At 69.0% G+C, this 13,631-nt stretch carries 6 protein-coding genes; 4 read left to right on the top strand and 2 right to left on the bottom strand.

Going from position 1 to position 13,631, the window contains the following annotated elements; genetic code table 11:
• The first annotated feature begins 35 nt into the window (after positions 1–35).
• Positions 36–2,600 carry a glycoside hydrolase family 3 C-terminal domain-containing protein gene (locus AB0M56_RS16015; RefSeq protein ID WP_364176045.1) on the top strand — a complete coding sequence of 855 codons (2,565 nt, stop codon included), beginning with the start codon at positions 36–38 and terminating at the stop codon, positions 2,598–2,600.
• 61 nt (positions 2,601–2,661) lie between these two features.
• On the opposite strand, the gene AB0M56_RS16010 is transcribed toward AB0M56_RS16015, so the two are convergent.
• Both AB0M56_RS16010 and AB0M56_RS16005 read right to left on the bottom strand, forming a co-directional pair.
• A complete protein-coding gene (locus AB0M56_RS16010) occupies positions 2,662–5,715 on the bottom strand; it encodes a glycosyl hydrolase (RefSeq protein WP_364176042.1) in 3,054 nt (1,017 codons plus the stop codon).
• Between the two features lie 93 nt (positions 5,716–5,808).
• Positions 5,809–8,001 (bottom strand): alpha-L-rhamnosidase C-terminal domain-containing protein, encoded by a 2,193-nt coding sequence (locus AB0M56_RS16005; protein WP_364176039.1) that lies wholly within the window; start codon positions 7,999–8,001, stop codon positions 5,809–5,811.
• Positions 8,002–8,313: 312 nt separating this feature from the next.
• On the opposite strand from AB0M56_RS16005, the gene AB0M56_RS16000 reads away from it, so the two are divergent.
• From AB0M56_RS16000 to AB0M56_RS15990, 3 genes are all read left to right on the top strand, one after another.
• Positions 8,314–9,348 carry a LacI family DNA-binding transcriptional regulator gene (locus AB0M56_RS16000; protein WP_364176415.1) on the top strand — a complete coding sequence of 345 codons (1,035 nt, stop codon included), beginning with the start codon at positions 8,314–8,316 and terminating at the stop codon, positions 9,346–9,348.
• A 161-nt stretch (positions 9,349–9,509) separates the two neighbouring features.
• Positions 9,510–10,820, top strand: a complete 1,311-nt coding sequence (locus tag AB0M56_RS15995; protein WP_364176035.1) for an MFS transporter — start codon at positions 9,510–9,512, stop codon at positions 10,818–10,820.
• Positions 10,820–13,627 (top strand): family 78 glycoside hydrolase catalytic domain, encoded by a 2,808-nt coding sequence (locus AB0M56_RS15990; RefSeq protein ID WP_364176032.1) that lies wholly within the window; start codon positions 10,820–10,822, stop codon positions 13,625–13,627. Before AB0M56_RS15995 ends, AB0M56_RS15990 begins: the two co-directional genes overlap by 1 nt.
• Positions 13,628–13,631 lie beyond the last annotated feature (4 nt).

Raw genomic sequence — 13,631 nt, 5'->3', positions numbered from 1 at the left:
TCTCCCTGGAAACCCCACCCCGAAGGAGACAATCGATGGGCCTCACCCGTCGTTCGATGCTGAAGTGGTCCGGAGCGGGGGTCGCCGCCGCCGGTGTCGTGGCGGTGACCCCCGCCGGCCTGGCGGCGGCCGACCCCGCGGCCGCGCTCCCGGCCGGCCCCCTCGCGACGCCACCGCCCCCGTCGGCACAGGCGCAGGCGGCCGTGAAGAAGGCCCGGCAGCTCGTGGCCAAGATGACCCTCGACGAGAAGATCGCCTACTGCCACGGGATTCCGGCTACCAAGGGATTCACCGGGCACATCCCCGCCAACGACAGGCTCGGCATCCCAGCGCTGCGGCTGGCGGACGGACCCAGCGGCGTCGGCAACGGGTCCACCGGCGTCACGCAGTGGCCGGACTCCAAGGCACTGGCCGCCACCTGGAACCCCGCCACCGCGACCGACTACGGAAAGGCCTACGGCGCCGAGCAGGCAGGCAAGGGACACAACATCGCGCTGGCACCCTGCATCAACATCCTCCGCCTGCCGCACTGGGGGCGCTCGTTCGAGACCTACACCGAAGACCCCTTTCTGAACGGGCAGCTGGCGGCCGCCACCATCCGCGGCATCCAGACCAACCACGTCATCTCGACGGTGAAGCACTTCGCCGCCAACAACCAGGAGATCCTGCGCAACTCGATCGACGTGGTCGTGTCGGCTCGCGCGCTGCAGGAGATCTACTACCCGGGGTTCCGGGCCGCCGTGCAGCAGGGCGAGGTCGGCGCCGTCATGACGTCGTACAACAAGGTCAACGGCACCTGGGCCCACGAGAACCGGATCAACGTCCAGGACGCGTTGCGCGACGCGTGGGGCTTCGACGGCATGGTCATGTCGGACTGGGGCGGCACGCACAGCACGGTCCAGACCGCCAAGGCCGGCTCCGACACGGAAATGCCCGGCGGTGCCTACCTGGGCGACGCGCTCAAAGCCGCGGTGCAGAACGGCAGCGTCAGCGAGGCGCAGCTCGACACCATGGTGACCCAGGTGCTCACGGCGATGATCCGCGTCGGGCTGTTCGATCACCCGTTGCCGGACCCGGCCACCGTCGTCGACACCGTGGTCTCCACGCCGGCGCACCTCACGCTGGCTCGCCGCATCGGTGTCGAAGGCAGCGTGCTGCTGAAGAACAACGGCGTGCTGCCGCTGGGCCGGCCCCGCAGCATCGCGGTCATCGGCAACGCCGCCGACGCCGGCGCGCAGACCCACGGCGGCGGCTCGGGCAGCGTCAACCCCAACGGCACGGTCGTGACGCCGTTGGCCGGGATCCGTGCGCGGGCCGGGTCCATCCCGGTCACCTACGCGCAGGGCACCCTCGGCATCGCCGCGCTGCCGGCCGTGCCCGCGGCGGCGTTCGGCTCCGGTCTCAAGGCCACCTACTACGCGTCCATCGACCTGACCGGTGACCCGCTGGGAACCGAGACCGTGGCCGCCCTGAACGTCACCGCGACTCCGGCGGCGGTCGCGGCTCAGACCGACGGCTGGTCCGCGCGGTACACCGGCACCTTCAACGCCGCCGAAGCCGGGGGCTACCGCTTCAGCCTCAGCGTCGGCGGGGTGACCACACTGAGCATCGACGGCAAGAAGGTGCTCACCGCGCTGCCCGGCCGCGAATCCGTCCAGAACGGCCTGGTCACCCTGACCGCAGGGAGCCACACCCTCGAGGTCACCTACGTGTCGGCCGCTCCCGCCGGGGGCCGCGCGCCGCGCACGTCGCTGGTACTCGGCTCCCAGGCCGGCTACGACAAGCTCCACCAGGCGGCCGCCGACGCCGCCCGCGCGGCCGAGGTGGCGGTAGTGGTGCTCGCCGACCTGACCAGCGAGGGTATGGACCGCTCGACGCTCGCTCTGCCCGCTGATCAGAACGAGCTGGTGGCCGCGGTCGCGAAGGCCAATCCGAACACCGTGGTCGTGCTCAACACCTCCGGCGCGGTCCTGATGCCGTGGCTGGGCAGCGTCAAAGGGGTCATCGCGAACTGGTACGCCGGCCAGGAGCAGGGGAACGCGCTGGCCGCCATGCTGTTCGGCGACGAAGAGCCGGGTGGTCGCCTGCCCGAGACGTTCCCCGCCTCCGACCAGCAGGGGCCCGCCAAGACCGCCGTCGAGTTCCCCGGCGACGGTGTCCAGGTGTACTACGACGAAGGTCTGGCGATCGGCTACCGCTGGTACCAGCACTCCGGCGAGAAACCGCTGTTCCCGTTCGGTTTCGGCCTGTCCTACACGACCTTCCGCCTGGGCAACCTGCGTCTTTCCCGTACCGGGGGCGGACTCCGGGCCCAGGCGACGGTCACCAACACCGGTCGGCGGGCCGGTTCGGAGGTCGTCCAGCTCTACGTCGCGGCACCCGACGCGGCACAGGAGCCGGCGCAGCAGCTCAAGGCGTTCGCCAAGGTCACCCTCAAGCCGGGTCAGAGCACGACGGTGACGCTCGACGTCCCGCGCGACGAACTCGCGGTCTGGCTGAGCCCGAGCACCGGGTGGACCGTGGTTCCGGGCAATTACACCGTCGGCGTGGGCACCTCGTCGGAGGACCTTCCGCTCCGCGGTCGCATCACGGTGTCCTGACCGCCTGAGCAAACAAAAGCGGCGCCGAGGAACTTCCTCGGCGCCGCTTCTGTTTCGTGGACTACTTGCCGTTGTACACGACGTAATCCTGGTAGGGCGTGAGCGTCACCGGCCCGCGAAGCCCATAAGGCTGGCTGGCCGTCGACTTCTTGTTGTACTTCGACACCGCGTTGCGCAGCGTCGTGCGCACCGCGATCTGGACGGCGTTGGTGCCGGGGTGCAGCCAGCGGGTGATGTCCCACTGCCGGCCGTCCGTGATCTGCGTGCCGACGAGCTGGCCGTTGACCGTGATGTCGGCGGTTCCGTCGACGTGGCCTAGGTTCAGCTGCACGCCTTCGGCGGCGTTGGCGTGCCATCCGTCGGGCAGGACGGTGGTGGCGCTGTAGGTGCCCACACCGGATTCGCCGTTCAGCTGGGTGATGTCGCGCCAGTCCTTGAGCTTGAACTGCTGGAACTGCGAATCACCGAGCCCGCTGGGAATCGACACCGTCGCGCTGCCGGTCGGCGTCACCGTCTTCACGGTCAGCCCCCACGGGCTCCACTGGTCGATGGTGGAGGGCCGGCTGGACGGGATGCCAGACAGTGGCTTGTCGTCGTCCGTGCGCACCACGGCGTTGACGTCGGTCTTGCGGCCGTTGGACAGCTGGAAGGTCTGCCCGCCGGATTCCGTCGCCCGGAAGACGATCTTTCCGTTGCTCACGAGGAAGTTCCCGTCCGCGGGCAGGCTTCCGGTGACGTGGACGGCCGGCTTGGCGTTCGCGTTGATCGCGACGACCTCGGCTTGACCGCCCTGCAGGGTCACGGGAACGCTGGTGCGTCCGCTGCCGGTGGCGTACTGGGCGATCGGTGAGATCGAGCCGTCCCAAAGGTTCATCTCCGCCGGCACACCCTGGACGCCGAACGACGGGGTGAACGTGACCGGGTGGTCGGACGGGTTGTAGAGGTAGACGTACGCGCCGCCCTTGACCTCGCGCCACTGGGAGAGGATCTGGGTGCCGCCCGACGCGACCCGCGCAACGAGGCTGAGCCGCCTCAGCGCGCCGGCGACGTCGTTCTGGGTCGCCACCTTCGTCGCCGACGGCAGCTTCAGCGTCGCGGCGACGTTGTTCTTGACTTCCGCATCGCCCTTGGCGCCGCTGGCGTAAGTGGTGTCGTGGTCGGGGAGCGAGCCGACGAACACGACGCGGACACCCGCCTTCGCGGCCCGCAGGACCGCGGCCGACGCGTCGTGGGTGATCGACCGCTGATCGATCACCAGCGCGCGGTAGCCGCAGGTGCCGGTGAACAGTTCACCATGGTCCGGCCGAGCATCCTGGGCCAGGCCTTGCGGGTCGAGGTACTCGACGGAGAAGCCCTGTTCTTCGAGCCGCTGCGCGTCGAACGGAGACTGGTGACCGCGCGGGGACAGGAAGGAGTCGCTGTACACCGCGACGTCGGTCTTGGCTGTTCCGGTCTCGAGAACGCTGGTACCGCGCGCGAAGTAGCTGTTCAATGCCGACCAGCTCGACCACTGGGGGAAGGTCTTGTCGTTCCAGCTGTCGGTGACCGTCTCGTTGAAGCGCGTCGTGCCCGGCCACGCGGCGTCGGGTGCCTGGAGGGCGAAGCCGTGGATGAACGGCTGGGACACGCCCGCGGCCCACTCCTTGCCCATCAGGTCCCGGTAGTCGTCGAGGTTCGTGCTGTACGCCGGTTTGAAGAACGCGCCGAGCTCCACGCTCAGCAGGTCACCGCCTCCCTGGTGCACGCCGGACGCGATCGTCTGCTGGAACGCCAGGGAGTTGCGCCAGGCGGGGTCGTCGGGCGAGATCGGCAGGTTCTCGCCGGCGTCGAGGGACTCCGTCTCCGACCTTCCCCCGAAGCTCTGCAACGAGCGGAAGCTGCGGATCGGTTCGAGGTCCTGCAGATACGCGGCCTGGGCCTTGTACTGCATGCCGTACTGCTTCGCCCAGTCCTGGAACACCTCGAGGTGGTCGGCGATGTACAGGTCGGTGAGCGTCTCGTAGTAGTCGTGGCGGACCTTGCTCGCCGAGCCGTCGGTGAGGGAGAAGTCCGGGGTGGGTTCCTTGGGCGGGACGGGGAAGTCCGACTCACCCTGCACGAACATCAGCGGCAGGTACTTGGCCATGTCGTAGCCGCGTCGGCCGCGGAACTCGCTCTCCATCTTCGGGGTCCAGAAGATGGAGGTGGCGTGCAGTTCGAGCGAGTCTTCGAACAGGTCCGCGCCGGCATTCTTCAGCTTCGGCGCGTTGTCCTTGCCGATCTGGATCTGATCGAGGTCCTGCGTCGCCTTGCGTGACGCGTCGGCGTCGAAGGGGTTCGTGTAGTTTCCCTTGTTCTCACGTGACCAGAACGCGAACAGCTCCCAGTCGCCCGCGGCGGGGGCTTTCCACGTGAGGGCCCCGTTTTTCACCTGGGCGGTGAGATCGGTCAGGGATTGGGGATCCAGCACCGTCGACTTCGCCGGCGGCTGGCCGGGTGAGGTGAGGTCGGGCCCGGCGGACACGACGCGAGCCGCGGTGACCGCGACCAGCTGTGCGGGCTGGGTCTGCTGGGCGGCGTCGATCGCGGGAGGCACCGACCCGGAGAAGCTCTGCCCGCCGGTGACGTGAGCCCGGCCGTACTGCAGTTCCTGCGACGCGAACCCACTGCCCGCGCCGGTGCCGGGGGTCTGCACCGGCCAAGCGGCACCCATCGTCATCGACACCTTGATGCCGAGCTGCGTTGCCTTGTCCAGCACCTGGCCGAGGATCGTGCGCTGCTCGTCGGTGGCCCACGCGTCCGAGGAAAACGCGATCTCGACCTCGCCGAAGCCGGCGTCGGCGATCACTTGCAGCTCGCGCAGCGCTTCGCTGTCGTCGAGCGGCTTCTGCCACCACCACCGCATCGCCGGCTTGAAGCGCGTGTCGGGGTGAGCGAATCGGTCGGGGGAGAGGCCGCCCGCCAGAGGCTGCAGACCGTCGGTTCCTTGTGTCAGCTCAGTGGCCACCTGTGCGGCACTGCGCAGATCCGACTGGGCGGTTCCGGTGGGCGCGAGAGCCACCAGCGCGGCAGCGGTCACCGCCGACACGCAGATGGTCAGCAACGACGACGTTCTTTTCGGTGGGTTTGCGAACACTTCACACCTCCATTGGTGCAGTGGTTTCGGCGTGGAGCGGGCCGTCGCGGAGATCGCACTCCACAACGGCCCGCCCGGATCGAGAAGGTTTGATCAGCGCTGTGTCACCGTGATCTGGTATGTGCCACCGGGAAGGGTCAGGACCACGGAGCCGCCGGACGTCTTCGCCCGGGAGCCGAGTTCCTTGGCAGCGCGGCCGTTGACGGTGACCACCGAATTGCGGCCGACCGGAACCGCGATGGTGCCGGTGGTGGTTGCGGGGGTCTGCGCGGTGAGCGTGAACCGGCCGGACTTCGGGTCGGAGGTCCACTCCGTCTTGATGGTCCCGAAGGCGGTCGGCACGGCGCCGCTCGCCCAGCGAACCGTGCCGGGGTGCGGGGCGATGCTCCAGGACTGGTAGCCGGCACTCACGGCGGTCACGCCGAGGAGTTGCTCGGTCAGCTGCACGGACGGAGACGCGGCCCATCCGTGCGCGAGGCTGGCCGTCGCGCGGTTGACGCCACCGGTGCTGTTCTTGAACTCCCAGAACGCGCCGGTGTAGAGGGGATTCTTCTTGTCGATCATCGGACCCCACGTGCGCCGCATGAGGTCCAGCGCGCCGGCGGTGTCACCGGCGGCGAACCGGCCGGCCGTCTCCATCCCGTTGGCGAACGGCTCGATGGTGTGCCCGGTCGGGTCCTGAAGCCCAGGGCCCATGATCGCGCCGTACGGGGTCCACAGTGTCTTCATGGCCGCGAGGACACCGGCTTCCTTTCCTGCCGGGACGAAGCCGTACTGCAGCGCCAGTGCGTTGGCGTCTTCGACGAGAACGTCGGGCTTGCTGCTGCTCTGGCCGTACGCGCCCAGCGTCGGGTTCCACAGCTTGCCCATGACCGCGGTCTTGATGGCGTCCGCCTTCGCGTCATCAGCGTCGGCGAGGGCGGCCGAACCGACGGAGCGTTCGAGCCACGCCATCTCCCGGAGAAGGATGTAGTAGTCGATGCTGTACTTGGTGACTTCGCCGGTCTGGCTCGCCTGCCAGTAGTCGCGGTCGTTGGAGACCACGAGGTTGTCGACCGTGAGGAACGTCCTGTTGTACGCCAGTTCCTTGCGCAGCGCGGGAAGCGCCGCGGTGATGTAGGCCTTGTCCCCGGTGTAGCGGAAGTAGTCGATGAACGCGCGAGCCCCGTACCCGGAGTAGTTGTTCGAGTAGAACAGGGGCGAACCCGCGGGCGAGGTGCGCTTCGAGAAGTCCGGCGAGCCCGGGAACGCCCCGTCCGCGCGCTGGGTGGCCAGCAACGTGTCGAGCGACGATTTCACGTACGGCGCCCCGGCGTTGCCGAGACTCGTCAGCAGCGTGGGGATCTGGACGAGCAGATCACCGGTCCAGATGCTGCGGTCGCGCTTGGCGCCGTCGTAGATGCGTGCGTCGGGCAGGCTGTTGAGCCCAGGCGCCTTCATGTTCATCTGCAGCGTGTACGCACCGGAGTACCACATGCGGTTCAACTGGTCGTCGCTGGAGAGGAACCAGCCCTGGTAGTCGGCGGGCGTCGCGCGGAACGCCTGGAAGTTCACCCCGAGCGAGGAGAGGCTGACGCTGCCCGGGGAGGAGACGGTGAGCAACGCGAACCTGAAGCCGCCGTGGAAACCGCCCGTGAGCCGTCCCGCCCCGGTGGGCTGGAAGGTGTCCGGACCGCCGACACCGGCGAGGCCACGGGACTCGTCCGAGCTGGGCGCTCCCGGTGACGTGGAGACGGTGGTGCCCGCGACCAGATCCGTCGGCAACGCGGGCTCGACGGTCACGGTCCGCGCCGTGCTGTCGAAGGCCGTGATGGTGCGGGTGACGGGCTTGCCGCCGGCCGCGGCGAAGGCGATCGTGTTGCCGACCTCGAGGTTCGCCGCCGACGCCAGGGTGACCTGGGTGGCCCCGCCTGCCGCCGCCGTGTACACCGTTGTCGCGGCGGGCGTGCGGATGTACTGCCGCGCCTCGGAGGTGACCAGGGTCAGGGTGGGGGAGCCGGTGACCTTCGTGAGATCGAGGTACGGCGTCCCGCCGACCTCCTTGCCGAAGTCGAGCAGGATGGACGCCGGCGCGCCGCCTGCCTTGGTCGTGAGCGTTGCCGCGGGGCCGTGCTCCTTCACCAAGGACTGCGGGTGGGTCATATCGCCGCGGCCCTCGGCCTGGACCGGGTGGACGTCAGGCGTCGACGGGCCGAGAACGTACGACTTCCAGGCGGAGGTGTTCAGGCCTGGCGCGCCGTCGGTGTTGAAGCCGGTTGCGGACGCCTGACCAGAGATGACGAGCACGGGGGCGACGGCGGCGATGACTCCGGCAGTGGTCCATCGGCAAAGCGACGACGTTCTCCATCGGGTGAATCGTTTCAATTCGACTGCCTCTTTCTCCCCGTTGAGTGGAGGGATCGGTGGGGACGGTACGAACGAGCCGCGCCCTGGCGAGGGCGGACAGGAGAAATCTTGAGGACCGTCCGGATGAGGAGCAAGGATTTGTCCGGATCCGGACGCACGCGCGGTCCGGCCGGCGCGGTGCGGGGCGAGCCGGCATCACCCGCACCTGCACTAACATGGACTTGAAGGACGTGCGGGGAGAGGAACAGTCGGCTGAACAGGATCACCATTCGGGACGTCGCGGAGCTGGCGAGGGTGTCCCCGGCCTCGGTCTCGAACTACTTCCACCGGCCGCGGAAGCTCTCCGAGGGCACGCGGCAGCGGATCCGACAGGCGGTCGACACGCTCGGCTTCGTGCCCAACGACGCCGCGCGTACCCTGCGGACCGGCGTCAGCCCGGTCATCGGTTACATCGCGTTCGAGCTCGCCGGCGCCACCACCCCGGAGATCGCCGCCGCCATCGAGCGGCGGGTGTCGGCCGAAGGCATGTACATGCTGATGGCCAACGACACCGGATCCGAGCAGCGCGAACGCAGCTACCTGCAGCTGTTCGCGAAGCAGCAGGTGAGTGGCGTGATCATTGCCCCCGTGGGCAACGTGGAGGCCGAGCTGTCCCGCATGCGCGCCATCGGCATCGCGAGCGTGCTCAGCGCACGCAGGGCGGAATCCCCGGCTCAGGCGTCGGTTTCGATCGACCACGTCGCCGGCGGCCGGCTGGCCGCCGCGCACCTGATCGAGCAGGGACGCAAGCGCATCGGCTTCGTCTCCTCGTCTCTCGAACTCAAGCAAGTGGCCGACCGGCTCAACGGCGCGCTGTCCGCCGTCCATGCGGCGCCTGGCGTCACGCTCGAGGTGATCCCGGTGCCGGAGCGCTCGGTCGAAGCCGGGATCGCCTGTGCGGAGGCGCTCGTGAGACGCCCGGCCACGGAACGCCCCGACGCGTTGTTCTGTGCCAATGACCTGCTGGCCATCGGCGTCGTGCAGGCCTTCGTGGCGGCGAATGTCGTCCGGGTGCCGGCCGACATCGCCGTGGTCGGGTACGACGACATCGAGTTCGCTCGGTCCACGATCGTGCCGCTGACCACGATCAGCACTCCGCAAGCGGAGCTGGGGACCGCCGTGGCGGACTTGCTCTTCTCTGAGATCGACGCACTGAACTCGGCCGGCAACGCGTCCGGCGGTCTACCCCGGCCGCAGATCGAGTTCTCCCCTGAGCTGGTCGTGCGGGCGTCCACCGTCCCGCAGTGATGTCCGCCTCCGGGCAGTCCGGCCGTCGCGTTATTGAATCGTTTTACCTCATCGTGCTCCCCAGTCTTGACGGTACCCAGAGGTCATGTGGTGTGATGCCTCCCGCGTCGAGGTAAAACGTATTACCAACGGCGTGCTGCTTCGACGAAGAAGGAGACCTCATGGCCGAGAACACCGCCGCAGGAACCGCCGTGCTGCAACGCAGACACTGGATGCTCGCGGTCGCCGCGGGAATGGCGTCGCTGCTGGACTCCGGGGCGATCATCTCGGTGGGCTTGGGCCTGGCGCTGTGGAAGAAGGCGTTCGATCTCGACGTGTGGACGGTCGGGGTGCTCGGGTCCGCGTTGACGCTGTTCATCGCCGTCGGCTCGCTGACCGGTGGGCGCCTGGCCGACCTCGTGGGTCGCGGCCGGATGTTCTCGCTGACGATCCTGCTGTACGCGGCCGCGGCAGTGACCGTGGCGCTGGCGCCCAGCGCGCCTGTGCTCGTGACTGGCGTGATCGTGCTGGGCATGGCCGCCGGCGCCGATCTGCCGACCTCGCTCGCCGTGCTCTCCGAGCGGGCTCCCGAAGGAACGCAGGGCCGTCTCGTCGCCTTCACGCACGTCATGTGGACGATCGGCGTCGTCATCGCGACGCTGCTGGGCTTCGCCGTGTCCGGCCTGGGTGTGCCCGGCATCAGCCTGATCTTCGGCATCCTCGCGGTGCTGGCAGTGGCCACGTTCGTGTTCCGCTCGTTCTACCCGCCCTTCCGCCGGCTCGAGCGAGAGGCGCAGGTCCGGTACACCACCGCAGGCGTGGACCCCGACAAGGCCTTGCCGCTCGGAGCCTTGCTGCGCAACCGGAATTCGCTCCTGCTGATCGCGCTGACCGCGCTCTTCTACCTGTTCTTCACGTTGGTGGCCAACACCTTCGGGTCGTTCAAGACCTACTTCCTCGTCACCGTCGGCGGTACGACGCAGACGGTCGCGACCGGACTGTCGTTCGGCACCACGCTGGTCGGCCTCGTCGGCACGATCGTGTTCACCCGCATCGCGGACACGAAGTGGCGCAGCCGGTTCTTCGCCGCGGGCGTTCTGGTTTTCATCGCCTGTCAGCTCCTGATCGCCGTCACCGGCGGCGTCGTGCTGCCGGCGATGATCGCCGCGTTGGTGCTGTACAACGTCTCGTTCCCCTTTGTGGGGGAGGCGCTCTACAAGATCTGGACCCAGGAGTCGTTCCCGGTCAACGCCCGCGCGACGGTGCAGGGCTTCACGATCGCGATCGCCCGATTCATCGCCGCGGCGTTCGCGCTCGTCACGCCCGCGCTGATCGCGTGGAGCCCGGCCGGCCTGTACTACCTGCTGGCTGTCTTCGCGCTGGTGTCCGGCCTCGTCGGAACGCTCATCATCCGCCGGCTGCGCACCGGTTCCGGTCCAGCGCCGGCTCCGCCGTCCAAGACCAGTGCCCTCACCGCCAAGGAGGCTCTTTGATGACGAGTGACGCTCCCGTCACTGTCAACGCTCCCCGCATCGGCTCGTCCGCCGAACAGTTCGTGGCGACCGCGTCCCCGCGACTGTCGTGGACGACGGTGGCCGGCACGGACAACTGGGTCCAGGCGAGCGCCGAGATCGAGCTCGCTCTCGGCGGCGTCCGCACCACGGCGACGATCGAGGGCGACGAATCGGTCTTCGTCGCGTGGCCGTTCGCGCCGTTGCACCCGCGCGAGACCACCGGTGTCCGAGTGCGGGTGCGGGGAACCGACGGGTCGGTGTCGCCGTGGAGCGCACCGACCGAGGTGACAGCGGGGTTTCTCGGCTCCTCCGAGTGGCGTGCCCGGTTCGTCGGGTCCGGTTCGGACGAACCACACCTGCTGCGCACGACGTTCGAGGCGCGCGGTCCGGTCCGGCGGGCTTTCCTCTACGCAACGGCTTTCGGCGCCTACGACGTCCGCCTCAACGGGGCCGCGGTCGACGACGCGGTGCTGAAGCCGGGCTGGACGAGCTACCAGTGGCGGTTGCTGTTCGACGTCACCGACGTGACCGCGCACCTGCGGCAGGGGAGCAACACCGTCGGGATCGAGCTGGCCGGTGGCTGGTACACCGAGGCGTTCGGGTTCCGCGATCGCGCGCGGCGGTTCTACGAAGGCAACCCGGCGGCCGCGGCCCAGCTGGTGATCGAGTACGAAGACGGCACGGCCGACACGGTGATCACCGACGAGAACTGGCGATGGTCGTTCGGCCCTGTTGTTTCGGCGAGCATCTACCAGGGCGAGACCTACGACGCGCGGCTGCACGACCCGGATGGGGCGAGTCTCCGGGCGGACGACACCTGGAGCCCGGTGGTTCTGGTCGACGTTCCGGATGTGCGGCCGGAGCCCCGGACGAGCCCGCCTGTGCGCGTGATCGAGCGCAGCGAGGTGGTGCAGGTCCTGACCACACCGGCCGGCAACACCGTTCTCGACTTCGGCCAGAACCTCGTCGGCTGGGTCAGGATCGCCGTCACCGGCCCTCGGGGACACACCATCACCTTGCGCCACGCCGAAGTGCTCGAGCACGGTGAACTCGGGACGCGGCCGCTCCGCAACGCCGCCGCCACCGACCGCTACACCCTTCGCGGCGACGGCGAGGAGACGTGGGAGCCGAAGTGGACGTTCCACGGGTTCCGGTACGTCGAGATCCACGACTGGCCGGGTGAATTCTCGCCGTCGGCGATCTCAGCCGCGGTGGTCCACACGGACCTGCCGCGCACCGGCGGTTTCTCAACCTCGCACGCCCTGCTGAACCGGCTTCACGAGAACGTCGTGTGGGGGATGCGCGGCAACTTCCTCTCGATCCCGACCGACTGCCCCCAGCGCGACGAGCGACTCGGGTGGACCGGAGACATCCAGGTCTTCGCACCGACAGCGGCATTCCTCTTCGACTGCAGCGCGTTCCTGCAGTCCTGGTTGGAGGACGTGCGCCTGGAGCAGAAGGCGGCCGACGGCGTGGTCCCGATGGTGGTTCCCGCGGTGATCCCCCAGGTGCCGGGCCAGCTGGAGCCGGTCGCCGCGTGGGGTGACGCGATCACCGTGGTGCCGACCGTCCTCAGTGAACGCTTCGGCGACCACGGTGCGCTGTCTGATTCCTTCCTTGCCATGAAGTCCTGGGTGGACACGGTCACCGCGCGCACCGGAGGAAGTCCCTTGTGGGAGAACGGTGTCCAGTTCGGCGACTGGCTCGACCCGGACGCGCCACCGGACCAGCCTGGCCGGGCCAAGACGGACCCCGGCCTGGTCGCCACGGCTTACTACTTCCGGTCCGCCGATCTCACCGCGAAGGCCGCCGCGGTGCTGGGCCGGGCCGAGGACGCGGGCCGCTACGGAGAACTGGCCTTGCGCGTCGGCGAGGCGTTCCGCGCCACCTACACCACGGCCGCGGGGCGCATGATGTCCGACGCGCCGACCGCCTACGCTCTCGCGATCGCGTTCGGTATCGTCGAGGGCGAGCAGAAAGCCGCGATGGGAGAGCGGCTGCGTCACCTCGTGCGGGCGTACGGCTACCACATCGCGACCGGGTTCGTGGGCACGCCGATCATCTGCGACGCCCTGACCGCGACCGGCCACGTGGACACCGCGGCGCGCCTGCTCGCCCAGACGGAGAGCCCGTCCTGGCTCTATCCCGTCACGATGGGCGCCACCACCATCTGGGAGCGGTGGGATTCGATGCTGGAGGACGGCTCGATCAACCCCGGTCAGATGACGTCCTTCAACCACTACGCGCTGGGCGCCGTCGCGGACTGGCTGCACCGCGTCGTCGCCGGCTTGGCGCCGCTGGAACCCGGATACCGGCGCATCCGTGTTGCGCCAACCCTGCTCGACTTCCTGGACGACGCGTCGGCCTGGCACGAGACGCCATACGGGCGCGCGTCTTCGGCCTGGCGCCGGGACGGCGAGCTGGTGCGGTTCGACATCGAGGTGCCCGCCAACACCCGTGCCCTCGTCCGGTTGCCCTCCGGCACGGAACACGAAGTCGGCAGCGGCACCTACACCTGGACGGAGCGCCACCCCCGGCCTCGCCGAACCCGCCCCGAACTCAGCCTCGACAGCGACCTGGCCACCATCGTCGACGACGGCGAGGCGTATCGGGCCGTCCTGGGGGCGATCAGCGCGATCGATCCCGGCCGAGCCGCCGCGTTCCGGCGCACGACGCGCTGGACTCCGGGGCGTTCGTTGCGCGATCCGCTCAGCCATACCCCACTCGACGTGGTGGACGCCATCGAGAAGGCGCTCGCCGCGCTCCCCGCGGGGGACCTGTCGTGACGTC

Origin of the sequence: Amycolatopsis sp. NPDC051372 (assembly GCF_040682095.1) — a bacterium.
Lineage (GTDB): Bacteria > Actinomycetota > Actinomycetes > Mycobacteriales > Pseudonocardiaceae > Amycolatopsis.
This window is presented reverse-complemented; position numbering and strand designations above follow the sequence as displayed.